The sequence below is a fragment of the Streptomyces sp. NPDC041108 genome, from assembly GCF_055592645.1.
On record NZ_JBVIYK010000002.1, the window covers coordinates 354,332 to 380,679 of the forward strand.

At 72.3% G+C, this 26,348-nt stretch carries 18 protein-coding genes and 1 pseudogene; 3 read left to right on the plus strand and 16 right to left on the minus strand.

Annotated features, from left to right (window positions below):
* Positions 1 to 166 precede the first annotated feature (166 nt).
* Together ACZ6BB_RS07535 and ACZ6BB_RS07540 are read left to right on the plus strand one after the other, a co-directional pair.
* A complete protein-coding gene (locus tag ACZ6BB_RS07535) occupies positions 167 to 772 on the plus strand; it encodes a hypothetical protein (RefSeq protein WP_471614373.1) in 606 nt (201 codons plus the stop codon).
* Positions 773 to 1,038: 266 nt separating this feature from the next.
* Positions 1,039 to 4,665, plus strand: a complete 3,627-nt coding sequence (locus tag ACZ6BB_RS07540) for a BTAD domain-containing putative transcriptional regulator (protein WP_471614374.1) — start codon at positions 1,039 to 1,041, stop codon at positions 4,663 to 4,665.
* Between the two features lie 32 nt (positions 4,666 to 4,697).
* On the opposite strand, the gene ACZ6BB_RS07545 is transcribed toward ACZ6BB_RS07540, so the two are convergent.
* The 15 genes from ACZ6BB_RS07545 to ACZ6BB_RS07615 form a co-directional block, all read right to left on the minus strand.
* Complete coding sequence (locus tag ACZ6BB_RS07545; protein WP_471614375.1) at positions 4,698 to 5,825, minus strand: ABC transporter ATP-binding protein; 1,128 nt, start codon at positions 5,823 to 5,825, stop codon at positions 4,698 to 4,700.
* Positions 5,818 to 7,590 carry an ABC transporter permease gene (locus ACZ6BB_RS07550; protein WP_471614376.1) on the minus strand — a complete coding sequence of 591 codons (1,773 nt, stop codon included), beginning with the start codon at positions 7,588 to 7,590 and terminating at the stop codon, positions 5,818 to 5,820. The genes ACZ6BB_RS07545 and ACZ6BB_RS07550 overlap by 8 nt, the downstream gene beginning before the upstream one ends.
* Before the next feature lie 42 nt (positions 7,591 to 7,632).
* Positions 7,633 to 8,841, minus strand: a complete 1,209-nt coding sequence (locus ACZ6BB_RS07555; protein ID WP_471614377.1) for an ABC transporter substrate-binding protein — start codon at positions 8,839 to 8,841, stop codon at positions 7,633 to 7,635.
* A 128-nt stretch (positions 8,842 to 8,969) separates the two neighbouring features.
* The gene (locus ACZ6BB_RS07560; protein ID WP_471614378.1) at positions 8,970 to 10,427 is read right to left on the minus strand and encodes a DUF6177 family protein; all 1,458 of its coding nucleotides are present in this window, start codon (positions 10,425 to 10,427) and stop codon (positions 8,970 to 8,972) included.
* Positions 10,424 to 14,440 carry a type VII secretion protein EccCa gene (gene eccCa / locus ACZ6BB_RS07565; protein WP_471614379.1) on the minus strand — a complete coding sequence of 1,339 codons (4,017 nt, stop codon included), beginning with the start codon at positions 14,438 to 14,440 and terminating at the stop codon, positions 10,424 to 10,426. Before eccCa ends, ACZ6BB_RS07560 begins: the two co-directional genes overlap by 4 nt.
* A 40-nt stretch (positions 14,441 to 14,480) precedes the next feature.
* On the minus strand, positions 14,481 to 15,533 hold the full coding sequence (locus ACZ6BB_RS07570) for a type VII secretion protein (RefSeq protein WP_471614380.1): 1,053 nt from the start codon (positions 15,531 to 15,533) through the stop codon (positions 14,481 to 14,483).
* A gap of 733 nt (positions 15,534 to 16,266) precedes the next feature.
* A complete protein-coding gene (gene eccD, locus ACZ6BB_RS07575) occupies positions 16,267 to 17,649 on the minus strand; it encodes a type VII secretion integral membrane protein EccD (RefSeq protein WP_471614381.1) in 1,383 nt (460 codons plus the stop codon).
* Between the two features lie 16 nt (positions 17,650 to 17,665).
* Positions 17,666 to 17,971: a hypothetical protein gene (locus ACZ6BB_RS07580; RefSeq protein ID WP_471614382.1), complete on the minus strand. Its 306-nt coding sequence runs from the start codon at positions 17,969 to 17,971 to the stop codon at positions 17,666 to 17,668.
* 60 nt (positions 17,972 to 18,031) lie between these two features.
* Positions 18,032 to 18,343 (minus strand): pore-forming ESAT-6 family protein, encoded by a 312-nt coding sequence (locus ACZ6BB_RS07585; protein ID WP_005486398.1) that lies wholly within the window; start codon positions 18,341 to 18,343, stop codon positions 18,032 to 18,034.
* A 23-nt stretch (positions 18,344 to 18,366) separates the two neighbouring features.
* A complete protein-coding gene (locus ACZ6BB_RS07590; protein ID WP_013003453.1) occupies positions 18,367 to 18,699 on the minus strand; it encodes a hypothetical protein in 333 nt (110 codons plus the stop codon).
* A gap of 401 nt (positions 18,700 to 19,100) precedes the next feature.
* Entirely contained in the window at positions 19,101 to 19,490 is a 390-nt protein-coding gene (gene rbsD, locus ACZ6BB_RS07595; RefSeq protein ID WP_471614383.1) for a D-ribose pyranase, read from the minus strand.
* On the minus strand, positions 19,487 to 20,392 hold the full coding sequence (locus tag ACZ6BB_RS07600; protein ID WP_471614384.1) for a ribokinase: 906 nt from the start codon (positions 20,390 to 20,392) through the stop codon (positions 19,487 to 19,489). Before ACZ6BB_RS07600 ends, rbsD begins: the two co-directional genes overlap by 4 nt.
* A gap of 154 nt (positions 20,393 to 20,546) precedes the next feature.
* Entirely contained in the window at positions 20,547 to 22,508 is a 1,962-nt protein-coding gene (locus ACZ6BB_RS07605) for an ABC transporter permease/substrate-binding protein (RefSeq protein WP_471614385.1), read from the minus strand.
* On the minus strand, positions 22,498 to 24,027 hold the full coding sequence (locus tag ACZ6BB_RS07610) for a sugar ABC transporter ATP-binding protein (protein WP_471614386.1): 1,530 nt from the start codon (positions 24,025 to 24,027) through the stop codon (positions 22,498 to 22,500). The genes ACZ6BB_RS07605 and ACZ6BB_RS07610 overlap by 11 nt, the downstream gene beginning before the upstream one ends.
* Positions 24,024 to 25,058: a LacI family DNA-binding transcriptional regulator gene (locus ACZ6BB_RS07615; RefSeq protein ID WP_471614387.1), complete on the minus strand. Its 1,035-nt coding sequence runs from the start codon at positions 25,056 to 25,058 to the stop codon at positions 24,024 to 24,026. Before ACZ6BB_RS07615 ends, ACZ6BB_RS07610 begins: the two co-directional genes overlap by 4 nt.
* A 261-nt stretch (positions 25,059 to 25,319) precedes the next feature.
* Here ACZ6BB_RS07615 and ACZ6BB_RS07620 point away from each other — a divergent pair, with 261 nt between their 5' ends.
* Positions 25,320 to 25,883, plus strand: coding sequence for a dihydrofolate reductase family protein (locus tag ACZ6BB_RS07620; RefSeq protein WP_471614388.1), 564 nt, complete (start codon positions 25,320 to 25,322; stop codon positions 25,881 to 25,883).
* Between the two features lie 23 nt (positions 25,884 to 25,906).
* On the opposite strand, the pseudogene ACZ6BB_RS07625 reads toward ACZ6BB_RS07620, so the two are convergent.
* Positions 25,907 to 26,338: pseudogene (locus ACZ6BB_RS07625) on the minus strand (ATP-binding protein).
* Between the last annotated feature and the right edge of the window lie 10 nt (positions 26,339 to 26,348).

The window sequence follows — 26,348 nt, forward strand, 5'->3', positions numbered from 1 at the left end:
TCGGCGGCCCGAACTTCCCTTGGGGCACCGCCCCCTTTCGTGCATCGCCCCCGGTCGGTCGTCTCTGGGCGGGGGCGCTCCGCGTCGTGTGGAAACCGATTTCGACAAGAGATGAGGACTCATCATGCGTAAGGGCCGAGGTCGACTGGTTATGGGGGCGCGTGCGGTGGCGCTCGCGGTGGCCGTGGGCGTGGTGGCGTCGACGGGTACGGCGGGTGTGTCGTGGGCGGCGGTGCAGTCGAAGCAGGTGGATAAGCAGTGTGCGGGGTACACGGCGGCGGAGATCATCTTGGGGTTCATGGGTGAGGGGGTGGTGGCCAAGCAGTATCCGGATCTGGCGCTGGTGCAGGGGAAGGTTGTCGGGGCGACCCCCAGGGAGGTGGAGGTCTTTCTGGCGCTGGCCACGCTGAAGGAGTCGGGGTTCGCAGAGGAGTTCCGCGCGGATGTCACCTCGGGTGACCCGTACCGGGTCCGTGACGGGCTGGAGCGGCTGGACACCATGGCCGCGACCATCGGCAAGGAAGTCACCGAGACGGACACCGGCTCCGGTGCGGTGATCGTGACCGGCAAGAACACCAACTCTGGCGTGGGCGCCGGCACGATCAGTTTCGTGACGACTAACAAGGTCGCGGTCGTGAACGTGGTCGTTGTTGCGAATCTGGCCGTGGCCGTGACGAAGCTGCTGTTCAGGGAGGGCTTCGAGGAAGGCAAGAGCGGCCTGACGACCGAGAAGGCCGTCGCGATCGTGACCAAGCTGCTGGCCGGCAAGTAGATCTTCGAATGGGTGGCTCCGCCGTATGCGGCGGAGCCGTCCTGCGTGCTGACGCGGTTCGGCTGTACAAGTCGCCTGTATGGGAAATGAGTTGACATGGCATCAGATTATTTCTGCATGAAGATTTTCGGCCGGTTGTTGGCGGAGAACGATCTCCCCAGGCGACGGCTCGCACACGTACTGTCATCCATCCGTGGCGGGAGGTTCCGCTTGGTGAGACCGCCGACGGTGCCGGGCGGCGGTGATGCGGGGAGAAGCAGGGGTGCATGCCTGAGCAGTCTGGGGCCTGGCTCCGTGGCCGTCGGGCGCAGCTGGGTCTGAGTCAGCCGCAGCTCGCCGAACTCGCCGGGGTCAGCACCCGCACCATCCGCGAGATCGAGCGCGGCCGGGCACGGTCACCGCGCAGTCCCTCGCTGCTCAGACTCATGGAGGTACTGGGGCCGCACATCGAGCCGGAGCCCGGCGACGAACGGCGGCTCCGGCTCGACGTCCTCGGTCCCCTCCTGCTCCAGGTGGCGGGCCGGCCCGCCGAACCCGGCGCGGCGAAACAGAGCACCCTGCTGGCCCTGCTCGGTCTGCATCCGGGCAGCGTCGTGTCGCAGGACGAGATCGTCGACACCCTGTGGGACGGCCGACCCCCGGCCAGCTCCTCGAACATGGTCCACACCTATGTGGCCCGGCTGCGTCGGCTGCTCACCCAAGCGACACGCCCCCAGGACCCGCCCGGCGGCCTACTGCGCCGGACCGGGACGGGCTACGTACTGGACCTGGGCGAGGAGGAGTCGGACGCGGCGCGGTTCACCGTCCTGGCCTCGCGCGCCCTGCCCGCCCTCGCCGACGGCGGGGGCGAGCCCGCCGACCGGGCCGAGGCATACGCACAGGCCGAGGCCGCCCTGCGGCTGTGGCGCGGCCCCGTCCTCCAGGGCATGGCGCCGGGGTTGCGCGAGCACCCCTCCGCCGTCGGCCTGACCCGGCTGCGTCTGTCCCTGGTCCAGGCGTACGCGGACAGCGCCCTGGCCGCCGGTACGACGGAGAACGCCGTCCACGAACTTCGGCGGACGGCCGACCTGGAGCCCCTGCACGAAGGGGTCCACGCCCGGCTGATGCTCGCGCTCGCCGCCTCCGGCGAGCAGGCCGCGGCGCTCGGCGTCTACACGGCCCTGCGCGACCGCCTCGACGAGCAGCTCGGTGTCAGCCCCGGCCCGGAGCTGACCGACGTCCATCTGCGTGTCCTGCGCATGGAGATACCGCAGGCCTCCACCGCCGAGGCGACCGTGCCACCGGCACCCGCCCAGGCGGCCGTGTCACCGGCACCGGCACCGGTACCCGCCCAAGCGACCGTGTCACCAGAACCCGCCGAGGCGACCGTGGCACCAGCACCAGCACCCGCCGTCCCGTCGATCGCGCCCGCCCTGCTGCCGTACGACGCCGCCTTCTTCACCGGACGTGCCGATCAACTGACCCGTCTGGACGAGCTGTTGACCGCCCACGGGGAGGGGCCCGCTGGAGGCAGCGGGATCTGCGCCCTGACCGGTCCCGCCGGAGCGGGCAAGACCGCCCTGGCCGTGCACTGGGCGCACCGGGTGCGTGACCGTTTCCCCGACGGCCAGCTCTTCGTGGACCTGCGCGGCCACTCGCCGGAGGGCCCGGTGCGCCCGGTGGAGGCGCTGACCCGGTTCCTGCTGGCGCTCGGGGTGGCCGCGGAAGCCCTTCCGGGGACGCCGGAGACCGCGGCGGACCTGTACCGGACGCTGGCCGCCAAGCGGCGGCTGCTGGTCGTGCTGGACAACGCCGTGGACGCGGAGCAGGTGCGGCCGCTGCTGCCCGGGGGGCCCGGCTGTCTGGTGCTGGTCACCAGCCGCGACCGGCTGGCCGGCCTCGCCGCCCGCGACGGCGCCCGGCGTATCGGGGTGGACCTGCTCAGCCCCGACGAGTCCCGGACACTGCTGCTGCGCACCCTCGGCGCGGCACGTGTCGACGCCGATCCGCAGGCAGCGGCCGAACTCGCCCATGCCTGCGGGCACCTCCCCCTGGCCCTGCGGATCATCGCCGCCAACCTCGACCACACCCCGTGGCGCAGCCTCAGGGAACAGGCGGCCGAACTGCGCGAGGGCGACCGGCTGACCGCCCTGTCCGTCACCGGCGACGCCACCACCGCTGTCCGGAGCGCCTTCGACCTGTCGTACCACGCCCTCGACGCCCCGGCCCGGCGGATGTTCCGGCTGCTGGCCCTGGTGCCAGGCCCGGAAGCCGGTCTGGACGCCGCCGCGGCCGTCGCGGGCGTTACCCCCGCTCAGGCCGCCGGGCTGCTGGAACGGCTCACCGCCGCCCATCTGTTGCGGGAGCACCGGACCGGCCGGTACCGCCGCCACGACCTGGTGGCCCTGTACGCGGCCGAGCGGCTGCGTCTGGAGGAGACCGACGCCGACCGTCGTGCCGCCTCGGACGCCCTGTACCGCTGGCTCCTGACCGCCACGGGCCACTGCGCCCAACTCCTGTACCCCGGCCAGGCCCCCCTGCCCCCCACCGGCCCCGACGGTGACGCCGACGGCGGTGGCGACGGTGGCGCCGGCCGCAGTGACGCCGTGCCCCCGCTTCGCATCCCCGACGCCGCCGCGGCGATCCGCTGGCTGGACGACGAACTTCCCAACCTCGCCGCCGTCGTCCACCAGGCCGCCGCCGAGATCCACCCCGCCTCCTGGCTGCTCGCCTACACCCTCATCGGCCACTCCTGGACCCGCAAGCACGTCGTGGACTGGGCGGCCCTCGGCCGGGCTGCCCAGGCCGCCGCCCGTGCCGCCGGCGAGCCCGTGGCCGAGGCCGCCATGTGCAACCTGCTCGGCGGCGCGGACCTCGTGCAGGGCCGCCTGGAACCGGCGATCGCCCAGTACGAGCAGATGCTCGTCCTCGCCGAGTCGGCCGACTGGCTGGACGGCCTCGCCGTCGCGCACACCAATCTCGCCACGGTGACCTGGCTCGTCGGCCGCCTCAAACGCAGCGTGGAGCACCTGGAACACGCCACGGAGATCGACCGCCGCAACGGCATGCCGGACGGGCACCCGGTCGCCCTGCTCGCACTCGGGATCGCGCTGCGCGACCTGGGCCGTCTGACCGAGTCCCTGGACCGTCTCCAGCGGGCCGAGCGTGCCCCGAAGGAACTCGACTCCCGGCACAACCGGATCCAGACCCACGCCAACCTCGGACGCACCCTGCACCTCCTCGGGGATCGCGCGCAGGCGACGCACCACCTGACAACCGCCCTGACGATGGCCCGGGAGAGCGGCGAACAGGACAGCGAGGCGTATGTGCTGCGGTTCCAGGCGTCCGTCCACCGCGATACCGGTAACCTCACCACAGCCCTGGACCTGGCGACGACCGCCACCGACCTCACCGACCAGGACCGCGAGCACTACTACTACCGCGCGGGCGTCCGTACCGTCCTCGGCAGCGTTCTGCTCGCCCTCGGCCGCGCCGACGAGGCGGACGCCGTCTACCAGGAGGTGCTGAAGCTGGCCGAGGAAGCCGGCGCGGACGACCTCCGGGCACGCGCCCTGATCGGACTGGCCGCCGTCACCGACCCACCCGACCGGGAGCAGGTCTCCCGCGCGCTGGAGATCGCCCGCGGCACGGAACACCTGCTGGTGGAGGGCGAAGCCCTCACCGCCCTGGCCCGTGCCGAACTGCTGCACGGCGAAGCGGCCACCGCCGCCGCCCGCGCCCGCGACGCCCTCGCGGTGCACCGTGGCACCGGCCACCGCAGGGCCCAGGCCGAGACCCTCGACGTCCTCGGCCGCGCCGTCGCCGCGACCGGGGAGGAGGACCCGGCCCCGTACCGCCAGGAGGCCGCGGAGATCTTCCGGGCCCTCGGCATCCCACCGGGGGACCCCCGGTGACCGGGCGGTGAGGGTCCCGACCTCCGCCACTGTCACGTGGCCACCGTCAGCAACTCCCGCTGATCCTCCGGCAGTTCCACCCGGTCCGCGTACAGCAGCGCATGCCCCGGGTCGAAGACCAGCGCCACCTCGCCCGCCAGCCCTCCGTTGCCGCTCAGCACCTGCACCACCTGGTCGCCGAGGCGCACGTCGTACTCGTAGCGGGAGCCGACGTAGGAGCTGGTGATGACCTGGGTGTCGAGCCTGTTCATACCGGCCGGGGTCTCGGCCGAAGCCACGACCTCCAGGCGTTCGGGGCGCACCGCGACCGTGACCGAGTCTCCGGTCGGGACGCGCCGGTCGCTGTCGACCCGTACGACCTCCCCGCCGGCGTCGAGGAGCACGGTGTGCCGGGTGCCGTCGACGCTCACGACCTTGCCGGTGAGGAAGTTGCAGCGGCCGACGAAGGCCGCCACCGCCGGCGCGGCGGGCTTCTCGTAGATCTCGTGCGGGGTGCCGATCTGGATCATGTTGCCGCCCTCCATGACCGCGATCCGGTCGCTGAGCGCGAGGGCCTCGTCCTGGTCGTGGGTGACGTAGACGGTGGTGATGCCCAGTTCCTCCTGGAGCCGCTTGAGCCAGGCGCGGGCCTGCTCGCGCAGCTTGGCGTCCAGGTTGGAGAGGGGCTCGTCCAGGAGCAGGACCGTGGGGGAGTACACCAACGCCCGTGCCAGGGCCACGCGTTGCTGCTGGCCGCCGGAGAGCTGGTGCGGGTAGCGGCCGCTGAGAGCGGCCAGGCCCACCTTGTCGAGGGCGTCGTGGATCAGCGTCCTCTGCTTCTCCTTGGGCACCTTGCGGATGTTGAGCGGCAGGGCCAGGTTCTTCGCGATGGTCATGTGCGGCCACAGCGCGTACGACTGGAACACCATGCCGAGGTTGCGCTCCTCGGGAGGAAGGAAGATGCCCGCGCCCGCGTCCACGAAGGGTCTGCCGCCCACCGCGATCGAGCCCTCCGTCGGCTGCTCCAGACCGGCGATGCAGTTCAGCGTCGTCGACTTGCCGCAGCCGCTCGCGCCGAGCAGCGTGAAGAACTCGCCGTCCTCGATGGTGAAGGTGACGTCCCGCAGGACGGAGTTGTCGCCGAAGGTCTTGGCGAGGTTCTTGACGGTCACCTCAGGCATGGTGCTTTCCCTTCATGAGCAGTCCCGCGAGTGCGACGAAGACCGCGGTGATGCCGATCTGGAGGGTGGCCAGCGCGGCGACGGATCCGGCCCTGCCCTGCGTCCAGAGACTGAGCATGGTGGTGCCGAGGATGTTGTTGTCGGCCGAGGAGAGGAAGACGGCCGGGGAGTACTCCTTGAGCATGATCACGAAGGTGAGGATCAGCGCGCCCGCGAACGCCGGGGTGATCAGGGCCCGTAGGACGCGGAAGAAGGTCATCAGCCAGTCGGCGCCGGAGACCCGGGCCGCGTTGTCCAGCTCGCCGCCGATCTGCATGATCGCCGGGGCGACCGAGCCGAACGCGCTGGGCAGGGCCCGCATGCCGAAAGCGATGACGACGGCGTAGATCGTGCCCTGGAGGACCGAGCCCATCCCGAAGGGCGCCAGCGCGAAGGCCCAGAAGAAGCCGATACCGATGATGATGCCGGGGAGGGACTGCGGGATCAGGGCCAGATACTCCACCGCCCGGCCGAAGCGGAACGTGGACCGCCGGGCCACCATCACCGCGAACACGGCCAGCGCGCTCACGACCACCGAACCGACCCCGGCCACGATCATGCTGTTGTACAGAGACTGCACGTAGTTGTCGGAGTCGAAGACGAGCTCGTAGTTCTTCGTCGTGACCGTCCTGAACGGCGACTGCAGCGGCGTGAACACGAGCGTGAAGGACCGCATCACCAGGCCGGCGATCGGGACGAGCGCGCCCACGATCACGTAGAACCAGATGCACGCGATGCTGACCCACTTCAGCCAGCCCAGGTCCAGCTTGCGCGGCCGGGTGACCTTGCCGCGCACGGACACGAACCGGGCCGCGTCCTTCAGCAGCTTCGCCTGGACGGCGACCAGGCTCAGGGTGACCACGAGGATCACGGTCGAGGCCGCGCCGAGCATCGTGTAGTCGGGGTCCACCGACTGAAGTCCGTTGTGGTACAGGAAGGTTGAGAAGACGTCGATGCTGACGGGCTGGCCGTAGAGCAGTGGCACGCTCAGCGTCTCGATGGAGACCGAGAAGACGAGGATCGCGCTGTAGACGATCGGGGGCCGCAGCAGCGGCACGACCACCTGCGCGAGGATCCGGAAGGGACCCGCCCCGCAGACCTGGGCGGCCGATTCGAGCGAGGCGTCCGACTGCCTGAGAGCGTTGGCGCAGAAGACGTAGGCGATCGGGGCGAGCGCCACGGCCTCCGTGAGCGCCATGCCGGGGATCGAGTACAGGTTCCACGGCACCGACCCCAGCAGTTGCTGCACCTTGACGCTGACGAACCCGGCCGGGCCGTACATGATGATCCAGCCGAAGCCCAGGATCAGCGACGAGATGAAGAACGGCCACTGCATGGCGAGGGCGATCAGCCGTCCGCCCGGCAGCTTCGTGCGGACCACCACGATTGCCATGGGGATGGCGATCGCCAGGCTGAGGAGCGTCGTCAGCGAGGCGAACAGCAGGGTGTTCAGGGCGACTTCACCGAAGCCTGCCTTGGTGAACAGGTCGGTGTAGCCGCTGAGGGTGAAGGCCCCGCCCGCCTCGTAGAGCGGGCGGTTGCGGATGCTCTGGTAGAGGGTCGGGACGATCGGGGCCAGCACCAGCACGGCGAGGAACGCCAGGACCGTGTACTGGACGGCCGTGTCCCGTCCGATGCCGAGGGGGCGGCGGTAGCGCGGCGGCCTGAACGTTTCCGTGGGTGACGCGCCGGCCGGTGTGCGGGGCGGCTGGGTGAGGGTGGACATGTGAGGTGACTCCGATCGTCCCGGAAGGCTTCCTGCGCGGGGCTACTTGCGGAGTCCGTCGAAGCGCTCCTGCCAGGCCGCGGAGTCCTCCTTGGAGACCGGCTCGTACTCGACGTGGATGATGTTCTCCTCGCCGACCGCGTCCACGACCTCCTGGTAGGTGTGCAGGCCCTCGCCCTTCACACCGTCGCGGTACGAGGCGAGACCGCCCTCGGCGACCGCGCGCTGGCCCTCCTCGGAGAGGGCGAAGTCCATGAAGAGCTTCGAGGTGGCCGGGTGCGGCGCCTCGGCGGCGATGCCCATGCCGCGCGGCAGGACGACCGTGCCGTCCTTCGGGAAGACGATCTTCACAAGACCCGCGCTGTCTTCCACCACGGGGTACGCGGGGGAGGCGCTGATCAGGAAGCCGGCCGTGTACTCACCGGCGACGATCTTCTCCAGCTGGGTGCCGGAGGAGGTCTCCGGGCGGGTCAGCGGCAGGATCTTCTCCAGGTCGTCCCACGCCTCCGGATTGCCCTCGGTGAGCGCCCGCGTGACGGTGAAGCCGAACGAGCCCTCCGGGTCGCGGACCGTCACCTTGTTCTTGAACTTGCCCTCGTCCCCAGTCACGATCTCGGCGAAGTCCGTCAGAGTGGTCGGCGGGGTCTCCATCAGCGAGGTGTTGTACGCGATCGTCATCGGGTCCTGCGACAGCGAGTACACGCTCGGCAGCAGCTCGGCGCTCTCGCCCAGCTCCTTCAGCTCCGGCGACTTGTACGTGAGGACCGTGTCCTTGCGGGCCGCGAAGTCCGACCACGCGGTCGCCGCGCTGGAGATCAGCACATCCGCCGGGGAGGAACCGGCCGCGTTCTCGGACAGGGTCTTCTGGAACAGCTCGTCGCTGTCCAGCTCGTTGACGGAGACCGTCTTGACGAAGCCGTACTTCTTCTTGAAGTCCCGGACGATCGGCGCCATGTTCTCGTCGCCGAGGTTGGAGTAGACGGTGAGCTTGCCGCCCTCCTTCTCCGCGGCCGCGATCAGGTCGGCGTAGTCCGCCGGGTAGTAGTCCGGCACCTTGCCCGCCGAGATCTTGTTCTCCGCCACCTTCGGTGCGTCGGTGTCACCGCCGCCGCAGGCGGCCAGGGTGCCGAGCGCGAGCGTCGCGGCGAACGCCGCCGTGAGGGGGCGGCGGACGGGACGCCGGTGCGCGGGTGCCGTCGTGGTGACGGGCACGGCGGTGTACCCGGTGCCGATGTGGCTGGATCTGGCCATGGTTCTCCTCCTGGCGCGTGCCTGCTGGCAGCTGTTGCCGGGAGGTTAGGGACCCAGGTCAGGCCGGTAAATGCCGAATCCGTCAGAGCTCGTACTGCTCGTAGTGGTCGTTGTGTCAGTGACGCGAGTCACCCGCGCTGAACAGCGGCGGATGGCTGGGAACGATCGCCCTTCAGATGTGCTGTCAGCTGCTGGAGCCGCCCCCACGCCTCGGTGTCCGCGCCGTCCCCGAGGGGGTAGTGCAGCGCCGGACGGGCCGCCGGGCCGAGCGGGACGGCACGGACCTCGACCGGGGGCCGCCGCGCCCGGTCCAGGCCGATCCTGTGCACGTCGTCCGGGCCGAGCGTGAAGGCCACCGGCAGGGGCGGGCCCTCCAGGCGGGGCGCGGTCGTCAGGTCGGCGCGCGCCGCACGCACCGAGGTCAGCATGGTCTTCAGCCCGTGCTCCCGGACCAGCGTGTCGGCCAGCGCCTCGATCCGGTCCAGCGGCGGCTCCTCACCCGCCGCGTACCCGAGGATCAGGACCGCGTCCTCCTCCACGCCCTTCGTCGTCCGCGTCACCCGGACCGTCGCCATGGCCGGCCGCTCGGGGGCGCCGACGACGACCAGCTGCGACGGCTCGGGCGCCCGCTCCCGGGTCAGGTCGGTCAACTGCCGTCGCGACCAGGGGAGGTTGACCGGCTCGGCCGTGCCCCAGCCCGCCGGTGCCGCCCCCGTCAGCTCCCGCCAGGCCGCCTCCAGCGCGCCGCCCAGCAACAGCCGCTCGTCCGGCCGGTGCACCGCACGGAGGGCGACGATCAGCTGCCGTCCGGGCGCCTGGTCCGCCGGGCCGCCCGCCGTGTCCTTCTCCGGCACGTCCGCCGGGCGCGTGAACGCGGCGGCCACCGCCGCCGTCCCGTCCTCGGCGAACGCGGGCGAGAACGCCCCGTCCCGCCACCGCAGCACCGCCCCCGACAGACCGTCGTAATACCCGCACTCCGGGTCCTGGACGACCCAGCGGTGGGGGACGCGCGCCAGCGTCGTACGGGCGACGGGCGTCAGGCGTACGCCGCGCGGCGTGACGATCTGCAGGGACCGCCGGGACGCCACCGCCGTCCGCATGATCTCCGCGAGCCAGCTGGTCAGGGCCACCACCGGCCGGTCGACGAGGACGACGGCCGCGTGCTCGGTCACCACGTCCACGGCGGGCTGCCCCGCCCCCGCCGACGGTACGGCGGACACGTCCACCGCCTTGGTGCTCGCCGCGCCGGGCGGCCAGGTGGAGCCCCCCAGCAGGGCGTTGAGCCGCCCGCACACCACCCCTGCCAGCCGCTCCGCCTCCGGCACCGCCGTGGACGCCCGCGCCTCCGTCCACCAGAACGGGGCCCGCACGGCCTGTCCGAGCAGCCGCTCCGCCTCACCGGGCACCTGCACCAGCACCGGCGACTCCACCGACACCAGCGGACGCCCGCCCGGCCCGTGCAGCTGGACGACCGCGCCCTCGGCCGCCGCCGACAGGTCCAGGTCGGAGCCGCCGGCGTACAGACTCGTCATGAGGGCCCACACATCGGGCATCTTCGGGGTGAGCGCGATGACGTCCCTGGTCACGGGCGGTCGCCCTCCTCGCTGTCGAGTGCCGTCTGGATCAACTGGTGGGCCCGCCCCCGGCGGACCAGCGTGCCCCGCCCCGGCGGCTGCGCCGAGGCGTACAGGCCGGGGAAGAGCTGTCCCTCGCTGCGCTCACCGGTCATCAGCAGCGCGGCCGTACCGGTCTCGCGCAGGGTCTGCAGCAGTGGCTCGTACATCGCCCGGGAGGAGCCGGCCACCCGGCGGGTGATCACGAAGTGCAGCCCGATGTCCTGCGCCGAGGAGACGTACGGCAGGAACGGAGCCAGCGGCTGCTGCCCGGCCGTGGTGAGGATGTCGTAGTCGTCGACCAGGATCACGATCCGCGGACCCGTGAACGCGGGCTCGTCGCCCGGCGCGTCCGGGTCGGCGCTCTGCGGCATCCGCTTCTCCAGCTCGCCCGCGATCCCGCTCGACAGACCCGCCGCCAGCTTCGCGTTGTGCGCGTACCCGCCCCGGTACGGTTCCGGGATCACACCCCGCAACCCGCGCCGGGGGTCGAAGACGCCGAAGACCAGCTCCTCGTCCGAGTACCGCTCCACGAGCCGCGCGGCGACCAGCTTCAGCAGGTTCGTCTTGCCGCACTCGTTGTCGCCCAGGATCAGCAGATGCTGGTCGGCGCCGAAGAGGTCCAGCACCGCGGGCGCCAGCGCGTCCTGGTCCACCCCTATCGGCACCCGGCGCGGCTCGGCGACCACCGACGGCAGCCGGCCGGACGGCAGCCGGGTCGGCAACACCCGCACGGGCGCGGCCAGTTCACCGTGCCAGGTGGAGCGGATCGTCCGGGCCGCGTCCTCCAGCGCCGGAGCGAGATCGCCGGTCGACGGCCGTCCGTCGAGGCGGGGCAGAGCGGCCTGCGCGAACAGTTTGCCGTCGGTCAGGACCCGACCCGGGGTGTCCGGCGACAGCGTCTCGGACAGCTTGCGGTCGACGCTCGAATCGCTGGGGTCGTTCAGCCGCAGCTCCACCCGCGTCCCGAACATCGACTGCGTCGCGATCCGTACGTCGTTCCAGCGGAGCATGCCGCCTACGACATGGATGCCGTACCCGCCGCCGCGCTTGAGCAGGTCCACGACCGTGTCGTCCAGTTCGGCGAACTCGTCGCGCAGCGCCCCGAACCCGTCGATGAGCAGCACGACGTCGGTGGACCCCAGCTCGCGCAGCTTCCCCCGCGCCCGCAGGTGCCGCAGCTGGTCGACGGAGTCGATCCCGTGCTCCCGGAACAGCTCCTCCCGCTCGTTCAGCATCGTCCGCACCTCGGCGACCGTGCGCGCGGCGCGCTCCCGGTCGGCCCGCCCGGCGATCCCGCCGACGTGCGGCAGCCCGGAGAGCGCGGACAGCCCGCCGCCGACCAGGTCGAGCCCGTACACGGCCACCTCGGCGGGCGTGTGGGTCGCGGCGAGCGAGAGGGCGAGGGTCCGCAGCAGGGTCGTCTTGCCGGACTGCGGGCCGCCGATCACCGCCGCGTGCCCGCCCGCGACCGTCAGGTCGAGCACCCAGTGCCCCTGCCACTGCCGCGCCGGATCGTCCAGCACCCCGAGCGGCACCCGCAGCGGGCCCTCGGCGGACGCCAGCCGCAGCCCCCGCTCGTCCACCCGTACGGGCCCGGCCGCCGCGTCCAGCGTGATCGCGTCCGGCAGCGGCGGCAGCCAGATCCGCCGCACCGGCCGGGCGGCGGAGGCGAGCTGGTCCACCATCACCGACATCACCGTCGGCCCGGTCTCCCGCTTGGTCGCCCGGGGCTCCTCGGCCACCTCCTCGACGGGCCCGCTGTCGAGCGTGTTGTACGTCGGATACGGCCGGGCCAGGGGGGCGTCCTCCGCCTGCGCCACCAGCGCCGGGCCCAGGTACGCGCCCGACACGTACCCCGCCTTGAACCGCTCGTACGTGGAGGTGTCCACCTTCAGATAGCCGAAGCCCGGCAGCGGCGGCAGATGGAACGCGTCGGTCGTGTCGAGCACGGTCCGCGACTCGTCGGCGGAGAACGTGCGCAGCCCCAGCCGGTAGGAGAGGTAGGTGTCCAGGCCCTTGAGCTTTCCGCCCTCGATGCGCTGGCTGGAGAGCAGCAGGTGGACGCCGATGGACCGCCCGATACGGCCGATGGAGAGGAACAGGTCGATGAAGTCCGGCTTCGCGGTGAGCAGTTCGCCGAACTCGTCGATCACCACGAAGAGGTGTGGAAGCGGTTCGAGGTCGGGCCGTCGGGTGGCGCGCAGGGCGGCGTAGTGCCCGATGTCGGCCACGTTCCCCGCGTCCTTGAGCACCTGCTGCCGCCGCTTGACCTCGCCCGCGAGGCTGGAGTGGACGCGCTCGACGAGCCCGGCCTGGTTCTCCAGGTTGGTGATCACGCCTGCCACGTGCGGGAGTCCGGTGAACGGGGCGAAGGTCGCGCCGCCCTTGTAGTCGACCAGGACGAGCGCCAGGTCCTCGGGGGAGTGGGTGGCGGCCAGCGCCAGCACGAGCGTGCGCAGCAGCTCGCTCTTGCCGGACCCGGTCGCGCCGACGCACAGCCCGTGCGGGCCCATGCCCAGCTCCGAGGACTCCTTGAGGTCGAGCAGCACCGGCTCATGACGGTCCGTCAGGCCGATGGGTACGCGCAGGAACTCACGCTCGCCCCGGGGTGCCCAGAGGTCGTGGAGATCCAGTACGGCCGGGTCGTCGACGCCGAGGAGGCCGGGGAAGTCGACGGGGCCGGTGACCGGGGTGCCCTCGGCGGCCGACTCGGCGGACAGCCGCAGCGGCGCAAGCAGCCGGGCGAGGCCCTCGGCACCGGCGGCGGTGACCCGGTCGGAGGTGCCGTGCGCGGGCGGGGCGGCGGTGGGGGCCGCGATGGCCAGGGGGTCCGGAGCGCGCAGGTCCTCCACCACCACCTGATCGCCCCGCACGGTGATCCGCACCGACACCTGGTCGGGCTCGTGCACCTGCTCCGCGAGCAGGTGCAGCACGGTGACCCCCATGTCCGGCAGCGCCACCGCGGTGTCGGGCCGGGGCAGTTCGGCGGCAGTCTCCCCGTACTCGTCGCTCACGACGAGCATGCGGGACGCCAGCGCCAGCGCCTTGCGGTCGGCGAGTCCCCGGCGCACCTCGGCCGCGTACGACGCGCGCCGGCCCAGCTCGTGACGGAAGTGCCGGGCCAGCTGCGGCAGGCTCGGCGCGATCCGGCGGGCCGCCACCGGGCCGTCGTGCTCCTGCGCGTCCAGCACGTGCGGCAGCCACTTGGCCCACTCCCAGTCCGCCAGCCGCTCGCCCGGCACACCGAGCGCCACGGCGACGTCGTCCGGCGCGTGCGAGACGGCCACCTGGACGAGGAGCGCGCGAGCCACCCGCAGTACGCCCTCCCGGTCGCCGACCACGCTGACGTTGCCCGCGCGGTCCAACGGCACGGTGATCGGGCAGTCGTTGGCCACGGAGTAGCGGGCCAGCAGCGCGCGGGCCTCGTTCAGCATGAAGGGGTCCGGCGGGGTCAGCACCCCGCCCTGGTTCTGCCCGATGGCCAGGTCCGCCACGGGGACGTCACCGGTGCCGACCCGCACCCGCAGGAAGTCCGGGTCCTGCCGCCGCCGCTCCCACAGCCGGGCGGGGTCGCGCACCAGGTCGTACAGCGCCTCCGGCGGCGGGTTCAGCACCCGCGCGAGCGCCCGCCGCTCCCGCTCCTCGGCCCCGAACTCCTCGCGCAGCTCCTCCAGATACTCCAGATACCGCTCCCGCTGCGTACGCCGGGTGCGCTGGGCCTTGCCGCGCTGGGAGAGGAAGAGGGCGACCGCGCCGAGCAGCGCGAACACCAGCACGATCGCGCCGAGCGCCGCGAACTGGCTGTTGCGGATCACGGTCATCATCACGACCGAGCCCATGACGCCCGCCATCGGCAGCAGCGCGGTCGCCGCCGTACCCGCCTTGCCCTCCGGGAGGTTCGGCGGCGGCTCGATCGTGCGGGCTCCGGCGGCTCCGAGCGGCCGGGTGCTCCGCGCGGGCCGGTGGATCAACTGCTGGGTCACCGACGGACCCCTTCTCGTGTCTTTCCGATGCGGGCCGGGCTCATCGCATCCGCACCGCTCGCGTCATCGCCTCCGCCGCCAGCGTGATCGCCGCCGCCCGGGTCTCCCGGCCCAGCAGCGCGGTCCGGATGGGGCCGCCCTGGGCGAGATGGCGGTCGTAGGGGACGGGGACGACATGGACGCCGGACTCCTTGAGGTGGGCGACGGCCGTGTCGCGGTCGAGGGTGACGTCCGGGGAGTTGGCGGTCAGCGCGACGACGGTCGAGCCGAGGGCGGCGTGGGGCAGTTGGCCGAGCCAGTCCAGGACCTGGCGGGTGCCGTTGACGCCCTCGGCGGTCATCGGCGCGACGACCACGCGCGCGTGGGCCGTGTCCATCGCCGTACGGGCCACCTCGCCCGGCAGGGTCTCGCAGTCCACCACGGTCACCGCGAAGTAGCGCCGCAGGGCGAGGGTCACCGTGCGGTACGTGCGGATGTCCAGCGGGGCCCCGACCCGGCCCTGGCTTCCGGGCAGCAGCCAGCCGCCGTCGGACACCGGCACCAGGTACCCGGTGACATCGGTCAGCTGCATCGCCGGGTTGAGGATCCGCGCCAGATCGGCCGCGGCCCAGCGCACCGAGTCGGCGCCCATCCGCACCGGCAGCGTCCCGAGGGCGGCGTCCGCCTCCATCGTGAGCACGGGGTCGTGCCGGTAGTGGTTGAACGTCCGCCCCAGCAGCGCGGCCGTCGTCGACTTGCCGACCCCGCCCCGGATCGACGTCACGGCGATCACCCGCCCGGTCGTCACCGGCTGCTGCAACTCCCGCGCGATCCGCGTCTCCTCGGCCACGTCCTGCGCGGCGGAGGAGGCGAGCTTCCGGATCGACCGCCCCGTACGCCGCACCACGGAGTCCCCGTGCTGCGGCCGCCCGAGCGCGTGCGCGAGCCGGGGGTCGATCGTGGGCACGGAGTCGGGGGCACGCAGGGGGGTCTGGGGTGTCCGGGAACCACGGGGCGCGGGAGCGGCGGGGGAGGCCCCGGCCTCCGGTGCCACGTCCCCACCGGGCACCTCCGGCGGCTGAGCGGCGGAGCCGCGCATCACAGCGCCGGACACCCCGCCTGGCGTCTGCGCGGCGGGTGCCTGCTGCACCGGCGGTTGTGCGGTGGGGGAGTGCGGAATCGGCGGTTGTTCGGTGGGTGTCGTCTGTACGGGCGGATGCCCGAGGGGGGTTGCCTGTACCGGCGGCCAGGCGCCGTGCTGCGGCTGCGCGGCGGGTGCCTGCCGCCCGGGCTGCTGTGCGGTGGGCTCCGGTTGTACGGGCTGCTGTGTGCCGGGCGTGCCCTGTCCCGACGGCCAGGTACCGTGCCCCGGCTGTGCGGGGGGCTGCGCGGTCGGCACAGCCTGCCTCGGCGGTTGTGCGCCAGGCCCCGGCGCCTCTCCGGCCGCCGGGCCGTACCCCGGTACCGGCCGCGCGGACCTCTCGCTCACGGCGAACCCCGGCTGCCCAGCCGCGCCGGGCGCCACCGCCCCTCCGGACCGATCCGCCGGCCCGGGCAGGCCCGCCGCTCCGGACCCATCCGCCGACCCGGGCACGCCCGCCGCTCCAGGCACACCCACCGTTCCGGGCCCGTTCACCACCCCAGGCCCATCCGCCTCCCCGGGCCCGTCCGTCGGCTCGGGCGGCACCGACCGCACGAGCCTCAGCGTCGGCTCGCCCCGTCGGGCGGGGGGCGCCGGCGGGGCGGGGGCGGTGTGGTCGCCCCCGGGTGCCGGTTCCTGCCGGCCCAGCTCGCGCAGCACATCCCGCTGCCAGTCCCCTGCCTGCGCCATGTGCGGCCCCCAACTCCTAAGCGAACGTGTCGAGCAGTCGTCCGTACACGCCGAACACTCCGATGAGCAGCGGGAACAGAGTGATGACGCCGATGGATTCGAGGGTGTCGCCGAAGCGCCGGAGCCGTACGCGTACGTGCTCGGCGGGCTGCACGGCGAGCACCAGCAGCGGAAGGGCGGCCAGCAGGACGAGGACGGCGAGCGGACCGGCCGCCCCGCCGGAGTGGTCGAGCCACGCCGATACCAGCCGCACCGCGAGCACGGCCGCCGCGGCGAGCAGCACCACGACCTCGGCGACCAGCGGGAACGCCCGCGCGCGCAGCGCGAGGACGACCATGGTCACCACGGCGAGCAGCACCGTCCACTTCGTGGGCGCGCGCAGCGCGAACACCCCGGCCACGGTCGCGGAGACCGCCATCGTCACCGTCGCCAGCGCCAGCCCCCGGTGAGTGGCGGTGAGCGCCGCCGACACCTGGAAGCGGCTCACGGAGGTGCCGCCGGAACGCCGGTCGTCCAGGCCGGAGAGGCCCGACGCCATCAGCGCCAGCCGGGGCAGCAGCCCGAGCACGACCACGGAGACCACCGCGAGAACGGCGCCCACCTCGGCCTGCTCCGGCGCCGACACCGCTCCCGACACGGCCGCGGCGACCCCCAGCCAGCAGACCGCGATCCCGCCCAGCGCCCCCGCCCCGACCAGCCCACCCCGCCCGAGCGGGGTGAACAGCCCGAGCAGGGCGAGCGTGCCGACCCCGGCCGTGGCCAGGGCCGCGACCTGCGCCGTCCCGGACCAGTCCTGGGCCTCCGCCGACGTCCACGCGCCGAGCAGCCCCAGCGCACCCGCCGTCGCGATCAGGGTCGTCGCCAGGCCCCGCTTCCCGGCCCGCCCCAGCAGCGCGCCCGCGAGCGCGGCCACCAGCGCGACGCCCAGCAGCGTGGCGGCGACCACCCCGGGCTCGTACGCGGTCCGTGCGAACACCCCGGCGGCCACGGCCCAGCCGACCGTGGCGAACCCGGCGGTCACCCGGCGCGCGGCCGGCCGCCAGCGCCCTCCGCGGGCGTCGAGATCGTCGGCCGCCTCGTCCGTGACGTCGTGCACGACGGGCGCCGAGGGCGCGTCCTCGGCCCGCACGAGCCGCAGGACGGCCCCGTCCGCGACCCCGGCCGACTCCAGCGTGCTGTCGTGGGCCAGCGCGGAACCGTCCGCGGTGACCAGATGCCGCAACTCGGGCTGCCGGCCGACCCGGTCGTCCAGCAGCCGCATGATCTCCGGCAGCAGCAGTCCGACCTGTTCGCGGGAGGGCAGCACGAGATCCACCCGCCGCCGCTCACCGACCAGCGTGACCCGGCTGAGCGCGGTCCGCGCCCCGCCCGCGGCCTGCCCCAACGTCCCCGTAGACATCACGCGATCGAACCTATCACCGGGTAGAAGTGCTGGTCGGGGCTGTGGAAACCGCTGTGGAAACAGAGGGGGAGGGGGTGTTGGACGGCTGCACCGAACCCCCGTACGGGCTCTTGCCGATGATGCGGTTCGACACGAAGGACCACCCCACACACCCCGCGCACAGCACCGCCGCGATGACGATCCCGGTGAAGATCTTCCCGATCCGCTCGTCCACCGAGCGCCGCTGCCGCTGCGCCCCGAACAGCAGGGCGTCCCGCAGCCGTCGACGCCGCACCGACACCGACTCCAGCAACTGGCTGTCGTAATCCTGCGCTGCCACGGCTACGGAACCCCGTTCACTTCTCTGTCAGTCGATCCGCCGGTCGGCCGATCCGCCCGGTCAGCCGATCTGGTCGACCGCCGCGCGAGCCTTCGCCAGTGTCGACTGGGCGGTGCCGTCGTTCTGTTCGAGCGTGGTGCGTACCAGGCGGATGATCTCGCGGACCTCGCCCGCGGCCTTCTTCCAGCGCTCTTCCTTGCCGTGGTAGTCGTCCGAGACGCCGTCGGCCTGGAACTCGGTCATCGCGGCCTTGACGGCGGCGTCACGGTCGCCGAGCACCCGCTCCAGCTGTCCCACGATCGTGCCGAGCGCGGTCTGCACCTCGCCGGAGGCGCCGGTGTCGTACGAACGGCGGTCCTGGTTCTGAGCCATGAGTACTTCCCCCTCGTTGCTGCTTATCGGGCGCCGAAGCGGGCGGCGTCGAAGTTGGCCAGACCCATGTTCTGGTTGGCGTTGTCCTGGGACTCCACGTCACCGGTGCCGAACGCGTTGTCCATGCCCGACTGACCGCCCAGGATCGCGGCGAGCGAGCCGTTCAGATCGGCGGTGATCTCGTCCGCGCGGTTCTTGAACGAGTCGAACGCCAGCTTGCCCGCGCCGTTGAACTTGCCCTCCAGCGGTTCCGCCGCGCTGATCAGCAGCTGGATCAGGGTCCCGAGGTCGTCGCTCGATCCGAGCGTGCTCTTGCCGAGGTCCGCCAGGGTCGTCGACCCCATGTCGAACTTCACGTCGTGTCCACCCCCGTGTGTCCGGTTCACCTACGTCTCGAACATGCTCTCCCACAACCCGTTGCACCCGCAACGCACTTGCCGGTGAAGTGACATCATCGGGACATAATTCGAACAGTCTTGTGCCGCCGACTCCGCCGTCGCATCACCGCCCCGCGTTGGCATACCAAAGAATTTCCGCACCCGGTGCAACCCTTCCGGCACTCCGTGTGTCGTAAGTGGCATCAGGACGTTCCGGTGGGGGATCCGGGGGGATCGCGGGAGTCCTGACGGGAGGGGAAAGCCGAGGGGCCCGGTCCAGTGGACCGGGCCCCTCGAAACGTTCGCGCCCGCCGCTCGCAGAAGCGACCCGCTCAGCAGCGACGCCCTCAGAAGAAACGACCCGCTCAGAAACGACCCGCTCAGAAGAACACCCCGCAGCGCAGCAGCACGTTCGCGTACGGCCGGGCCTCGCCGGTCCGTACGATCAGCCGCGCGCCGGCCGACAGCTCCTTCAGCTTCTCGTGGGAGACCAGTTCCAGGTCGGGGAAGCGGTCCTCCAGCAGTGCCGTCGCCTCCGGGTTGGCGCTCCGGACCTCGCGCGCGGCGGTCGCACCCTCGACCACGAGTTCGTCGAGCAGCCCGTCCAGCACCTGCGCGAAGGACGGCACCCCGGCCCGGAACGCCAGGTCGACCACCCGCGGCCCGTCCGGCACCGGCATCCCCGCGTCGCACACCAGCACTCCGTGCCCGTGCCCCAACTCGGCGAGGGCACCCGCCAGATGACGGTTCAGTATCCCGGCCCGCTTCACAGCGCCGCGACCTCCTCCGCGGTCGGGAACGACACCTGCGCCCCGGCCCTGGTGACGGCGGCGGCCCCCACCCGGGCCGCGTAGGCGGCGGCCTCGGCCGGCTCCGAGCCGGCCCCCAGCCGCCATGCCAGCGCCGCCGTGAACGCGTCCCCGGCCCCCGTGGTGTCCACGGCGTCCACCTTCACGGCCGCCACCCGCACGCTCTGCTCGGCGGTGGCGACGAGCGCCCCCTCCGCGCCCAGCGTGACCACCACCGAACGCGGCCCGAGCGCCAGCAGCGCCCGCGCCCAGTCCTCCGGCGCGGGCGAGCCCGCCGGGTCACCGCCGACGATGACCCGCGCCTCGTGCTCGTTGACGATCAGCGGATCACAGGCGGCCAGCACCTCGGCCGGCAACTCCCGCGGCGGCGACGGGTTCAGCACGAAGCGCGTGCCCTCCGGCAGCCGCCGTACGACCTCCACCACCGTCTCCAACGGGATCTCCAACTGCGCCGAGACCACCCGCGAGGCCCGCAGCAGCGCGTCCGCCGCCCGCACGTCCTCGGGGGTCAGCCGCCCGTTGGCGCCCGGCGACACCACGATGCTGTTGTCGCCCGACGGGTCCACCGTGATCAGCGCGACCCCGGTCGGCGCCCCGCCGACCAGCACCCCCGCCGTGTCGACCCCGGCCGCGCGCTGCGAGTCCAGCAGCAGCCGCCCGTGGCCGTCGTCGCCGACCCGCGCCAGCAGCGCCGTACGCGCCCCCAGCCGGGCCGCCGCGACGGCCTGGTTGGCGCCCTTGCCGCCCGGATGCACGGCCAGGTCGGAGCCGAGCACGGTCTCCCCGGCCCCCGGCCGCCGCTCGACACCGATCACCAGGTCGGCGTTGGCCGATCCCACGACCAGGAGGTCGTAGTCGTACATGATCCATCTCCCTGTGCAGGTGGAATGGGGCCGCCCGGCGGCCGGTCACGCCGACGGGCGGAACGATCGAAACACCCGGCAGATCCGGCGAGCCCGGAACGGCCGAGGCGGCCGGACGGGGCGCGTGCGCTCCCCGTCCGGCCACCGCATCGTGTCAGCCGCCGAACCCGGCCACGTTCTCCGACGTGACCACCTTCACCGGCACCATCACCGACTGCGCGACCTTCTCGCCCTCGGCGGCCTTCACCGCGTTGCGCACGGCGATCCTGCCGAGCTCGGCGGGCTGCTGCGCGACCGACGCGTACAGCGTGCCCGCCTCGACGGCCTTCAGCCCGTCGGCGGTGCCGTCGAAGCCGATGACCTGGACGGACTTCCCGGCCTTGGAGCCGAGCGCCTTGATCGCGCCGAGCGCCATCTCGTCGTTCTCCGCGAAGACGCCGTCGACGCCGGGGTTGGCCTGGAGCATGTTCGTCATCACGTCGAGGCCCTTGGTGCGGTCCCAGTCGGCGGGCTGCTTGGCGAGGACCTTGATGCCCGGGTAGTCCTTCAGCCCCTCGGCGAAGCCGGCGCCGCGCTCCCGGCTGGCGGAGGTGCCCGCCTGGCCCTGGAGGATGACGATCTCGCCCTTGCCGCCCAGCTTCTCGGCGAGCGACTTGGCGGCCAGCCTGCCGCCGCTGACGTTGTCGGAGGCGACGAGCGCGGCCGTGTTCGCGCCGTTCACCGCGCGGTCGACGGCCACCAGCGGGATGTCCGCCTTGTTGACGGCCTTCGCCGCCGGGGTCACCGCGTCGGAGTCCACCGGGTTGACGATGATCGTGCCGAGGCCCTCACTGGTGAAGTTCTGCAACTGGTTGGCCTGCTGCGAGGCGTCGTTCTGCGCGTCGGTGACGGACAGGTCCACGCCCAGCTTCTTCGCCTCGTCCTGGGCGCCCGCCCGGATCTGCACGAAGAAGGGGTTGTTGAGCGTCGACAGCGACAGCCCGATCTTCTCGCTCTTCGCCGCCGACGACCCGCCGTGCAGGAAGGAGGTCGCGCCCACGATCGCCGCCGCGACCACCGCGGCCAGCACATACGTCACCGCCTGCTTCTTCCGGTCTCCGGAACCCCCGGCACCGGCCGCCACCGGGGTCGCCCCCGCCTTCCGCCGCACGGTGTCGAGCAGCACCGCCAGCGCGATGACGACACCGATGACGACCTGCTGCCAGAAGGCCGACACGGACAGGAGGTTGAGGCCGTTCCTGAGCACCGCCAGGATCAGCGCGCCGATCAGCGTCCCCGACGCCTTGCCCGTACCGCCGGCCAGCGAGGCGCCGCCGATGACGACCGCCGCGATCGCGTCCAGCTCGTAGCCCTGCGCGGCCTGCGGCTGCGCGGAGGAGAGCCGGGAGGCGAGCACGATGCCCGCGGCGGCGGCGAACAGCCCGGACAGGGCGTAGATGACGAGCTTCTGCCGCTTCACCCGCAGACCGGAGAGACGGGCCGCCTCCTCGTTGCCGCCGATCGCGTACATGGCACGCCCGATGTACGTACGGCCCAGGATCACGGCCGTCACACCGCCCAGCACGAGCATCACCAGGACCGGCACCGGCAGCCAGCCGCCCAGGTTGTCCCCGAGGTGCGACACCGACTCCGGGAACGCGATCGGGCTGCCCTGTGAGATCACCAGCGACAGACCGCGCCCCACCGACAGCATGGCGAGCGTCGCGATGAACGGCGGCAGCTTCCCGTACGAGATCAGGAAGCCGTTGACGAGTCCGCACGCGATGCCGGTGACGACGGCGAGGAGCACGGCTATCGGGACCGGTACGCCTTCCGACGTGGCGCTCCACGCCAGCACGGTCGCCGACAGGGCGGCCACCGAACCGACCGACAGGTCGATGCCCGCCGAGACGATAACGAAGGTCACACCGAACGCGAGGATCGCGGTGACGGCGGCCTGGACGCCGATGTTGAGCAGGTTGTCGGCCGTCAGGAAGTCGCCGGAGAGCACCGACATGGCGACGACGAGGACGATGAGCGCGGTCAGCGCGCCGTTGTCGAGCAGGAGCCGGCGAAGCCCCGACGGTCCCGAGGCGCCCCTCGCGCCCGGCGTGCTCTTGAGCGTGTCAGCGGCCATCGGGGGCCTCCGTTTCAGTCATAAGGATGGTGGGGTTGGAGACGGCGAGCGCCATCACGGCGTCCTGGGTGGCCTCGGCGGCGGCGAGTTCGCCCGCGATCCGCCCCTGGGCCATGACCAGCACCCGGTCGCTCATGCCGAGCACCTCGGGCAGGTCACTGGAGATCATCAGTACGGCGGCACCTGCGGCCGTCAGCTCGTTGACCAGTTCGTAGATCTCGACCTTCGCGCCGACGTCGATGCCGCGCGTCGGCTCGTCGAGGATCAGCACCCTGGTGTCCGCCAGGAGCCACTTGCCGATGACGACCTTCTGCTGGTTGCCGCCGGAGAGGGTGCGCACGTGCTGGTGCAGCCCGGCCATCCGCACCCCGAGGCGCTCGGCGACCCGGGCAGCGTTCGCCCGCTGCCCCTTGAGGTCGACGAACCCGCCCCGGGTGGCGCCCCGCAGGGTCACCAGTCCGAGGTTCTCCTCCACGGAGGCGTCCAGCAGCAGCCCCTGGCCCTTGCGGTCCTCGGGCACGAGCCCGATCCCGGCGGCCAGGGCGGCGCCCACGTCGTCCTTGGGAACAGCGGAACCGCCGACCTTCACGGCCCCCTTGTCGTACGCGTCGGCGCCGAACAAGGCCCGCACGACCTCCGTACGGCCGGCGCCCACGAGCCCCGCGATGCCGACGACCTCACCGGCCCGCACCTCGAAGCTCACGTCGTGGAAGACACCGTCCCGGGTGAGCCCCTCGACGACGAGCAGCGCCTCGCCCGACTCCCCCCGCTCCCGCGGGTACTGCTGCTCGATGGACCGCCCGACCATGAGCCGTACCAGCTCGTCCTGCGGCGTGGAGGCGGGCACCTGCCCGACGCTCCTGCCGTCCCGGATGACGGTCACCCGGTCACCCAGGGCGGCGATCTCCTCCAGGTGGTGCGTGATGAAGACGATGCCGACCCCGTCCTCGCGCAGCCGGCGCACGATCGCGAAGAGTTTCTCGACCTCCTCGGTCGTCAGCACGGCGGTCGGCTCGTCCATGATCAGCACGCGCGCGTCGAGACTCAGCGCCTTCGCGATCTCGACCATCTGCAGCCGCGCGATGCCGAGTTCACGCACCCGCGCGCGCGGCGACACCTTCACGCCGACCCGCTCCAGCAGCGCGGCGGCGTCGGCCTCCATCCGCTTGCGGTCGATCATCCCGAAGCGGCGCGGCTGCCGCCCCAGGAAGATGTTCTCGGCGATCGTCAGATCCGGTACGAGGTTGAACTCCTGGTAGATGGTGGCGATCCCGAGCCGCTCGGAGTCCTGCGCCCCATGGATGCGCACCTCCTCGCCGCCGGCCAGGATCCGTCCCGCGTCGGGTGTGTAGGCGCCGGAGAGCATCTTGATGAGCGTGCTCTTGCCCGCGCCGTTCTCGCCGAGCAGGACGTGCACCTCGCCCCGGCGCAGATCGAAGTCGACGCCGTCCAGCGCGACCACTCCGGGAAAGGTTTTCCGTATGCCTTCGATGCGCAGCAACTCGTCCGGGTCGCTCACGACGTGCTCCTGTTCGTCACGGGGGATTTCTCCGAGGGAGGGGATTCGCCGCACGAGAGGCGTACGACGAGACGGGCGGGCAGGGTGACGGACTGCGGGGGCCGCCCCTCGATGCGGTCGACCAGGGCCCGTACGGCGGCCCGTCCCAGCTCGCCCGTGGGCTGGGCGACCGCCGTGATCGGCGGATCGGTGTGCACGAACCACGGGATGTCGTCGAAGGCAGCCAGCCCGACATCCTCCGGAACCCGCATCCCGCGCGAGCGGACGGCGTCCAGCGCGCCCAGCGCCATCAGGTTGTCGGTGGCGAAGACGACCTCGGGCGGCTCCGGCAGGTCGAGGAACCCCTCGGTCACCCGCCGTCCGCTCTCGGCCTGGAAGTCGCCCTGCCCTATGTAGGCGTCCGGCAACGGCAGCCCGTGCTCGGCGAGGGCCTCCCGGAACGCCTCGACACGCTCCCGCCCGGTCGTGGTCGCGGCCGGACCGGCGATGATCGCGAGCCGCCGCCGCCCGAGCCCGTGCAGGTGCGCGACGAGGTCCCGCACGGCCGCCCGCCCGTCGGAGCGGACCACCGGCACGTCCACCCCCGGGATCCACCGGTCCACGAACACCATCGGCGTCCCCGCCCGCACGGCGTCCAGCATCAGCGGCGAGCCCCCGTCGGTCGGCGACACGAGCAGCCCGTCGATCCGCCGGTCCAGCAGGGTCCGGACATGGTGATCCTGCAGCTCGGGCCGCTCGTCGGCGTTCCCGATGATCACGCTGTACCCGAGCGCCCGCGCCTCCTCCTCGACGGACCGCGCCAGCTCCGTGAAGTACGGGTTCATCACGTCACTGATGACGAGCCCGAGGGTGTGGGTCTGGTCGGTGCGCAGGGACCGGGCGACGGCGTTGGGCCGATACCCCAGCGCCTCGACGGCGGCCATCACCCGCGCCCGCGCATCCTCACTGACCGACGGATGGTCGTTCAGGACCCGCGACACCGTGGCGACGGAGACCCCCGCCTCGGCCGCGACGTCCTTGATGCTCGCCATCGCCGCTCCACCTCCTTGTGGAATCGATTACATCGGATCGGTACGGAGGATTGGAATCGATTACACGGCGTGGAACAAGGGGTCGGCGATGGCTGAAATCCAATCGTGACCGAGGCTCATGAGGTGACGGCCGAGGCTCGTGAGGTGACCGGACGGCCGAGGCTCGTGAGGTGACCGGTCGGGAGAATCCCGCGAGCCGCGATGAGTCCGGCCGCGTCCGGCGGTCATAGTGGCGAACCCCGTCACCGAGGAGGACTTCCGATGCGCAGAGTGACCTATTCGATGGGCGTCTCGCTCGACGGCTACATCGTCGGGCCGGACGGCGGCTTCGACTGGACGGCCCCCGATCCGGAGGTCTTCCGCTTCTGGATCGACGAGATCCGCGGGGTCGACGTCCACCTGCTGGGACGTCGGCTGTACGAGACGATGCTGTACTGGGAGACGGCCGAGCAGGACACGATGCTCGACGACGCGGAGCGTGAGTGGACGGCGCTCTGGAACCCGCTTCCCAAGGTGGTGTTCTCCACCACGCTGTCGGAGGTGCGGGGCAACGCCCGCCTGGCCTCCGGTGGTCTGGCGGAGGAGATCGAGCGGTTGCGGGCCGAGCCGGGAGAGGGGGAGATCGCGATCGGCGGCGCGACGCTCGCCGCGCAGGCGGCCGAAGCGGGCCTGATCGACGAGTACCAGGTCATCGTCCATCCGGTGCTGGTCGGCGGCGGCATTCCGTTCTTCTCCCGGGACGAGCGCCGGGTGGACCTCGAACTCGTGGAGACCCGCACCTTCGGCTCACGCTTCGTCCAGCTGCGCTACCGGGTGACGCGGTAGGCGGCCCCGGGCCGCCCCCGGTTTCACGCCGCCGCCGGCTCGCACCACACGTACTTGCCCCGCTCGCCGAACCGGGCCGACGGCATCCACCCCCAACACGGCGTGCAGGCCACGACGAGCCCGAGCCCCCGCCCGTCCTCCTGCTGGCCCACCCCCTCCAACGGCTGCGGCGGCGGGGGCGGTTCGGGATCGGTGTCCCACGCCCCGAACCACACCGTGCCCTCCGCCGACCGCCGACCGCCGACCGCCCTCCGCCGACCGCCGTACCCGCAGCGTGGCGGGCCCCTTCGTGTGCCGCACGGCGTGGGAGATCAGCTCGGTCGCGAGCAGCTCGGCGAGGTCCACGATCCCGATGAGCCGTGCACGGTGAGGATCAACCGCAGGGTGCGACGGCGGACGGGGACGGCTCTGGGGTCGTTGGGGATCTGGAGGGTGTAGTCCCAGGTTTCGGGCACGGGCCATCAA

What these genes read in the sequence shown, in the direction of transcription:
- ACZ6BB_RS07540 (WP_471614374.1), top strand. Translation starts at nt 1,039, where the DNA reads ATGCCTGAGCAGTCTGGGGCCTGGCTCCGTGGCCGTCGGGCGCAGCTG.
- ACZ6BB_RS07545 (WP_471614375.1), bottom strand. Translation starts at nt 5,825, where the DNA reads ATGCCTGAGGTGACCGTCAAGAACCTCGCCAAGACCTTCGGCGACAAC.
- ACZ6BB_RS07550 (WP_471614376.1), bottom strand. Translation starts at nt 7,590, where the DNA reads ATGTCCACCCTCACCCAGCCGCCCCGCACACCGGCCGGCGCGTCACCC.
- ACZ6BB_RS07555 (WP_471614377.1), bottom strand. Translation starts at nt 8,841, where the DNA reads ATGGCCAGATCCAGCCACATCGGCACCGGGTACACCGCCGTGCCCGTC.
- eccD (WP_471614381.1), bottom strand. Translation starts at nt 17,649, where the DNA reads ATGTCTACGGGGACGTTGGGGCAGGCCGCGGGCGGGGCGCGGACCGCG.
- ACZ6BB_RS07585 (WP_005486398.1), bottom strand. Translation starts at nt 18,343, where the DNA reads ATGGCTCAGAACCAGGACCGCCGTTCGTACGACACCGGCGCCTCCGGC.
- ACZ6BB_RS07600 (WP_471614384.1), bottom strand. Translation starts at nt 20,392, where the DNA reads ATGTACGACTACGACCTCCTGGTCGTGGGATCGGCCAACGCCGACCTG.
- ACZ6BB_RS07605 (WP_471614385.1), bottom strand. Translation starts at nt 22,508, where the DNA reads ATGGCCGCTGACACGCTCAAGAGCACGCCGGGCGCGAGGGGCGCCTCG.
- ACZ6BB_RS07615 (WP_471614387.1), bottom strand. Translation starts at nt 25,058, where the DNA reads ATGGCGAGCATCAAGGACGTCGCGGCCGAGGCGGGGGTCTCCGTCGCC.
- ACZ6BB_RS07620 (WP_471614388.1), top strand. Translation starts at nt 25,320, where the DNA reads ATGCGCAGAGTGACCTATTCGATGGGCGTCTCGCTCGACGGCTACATC.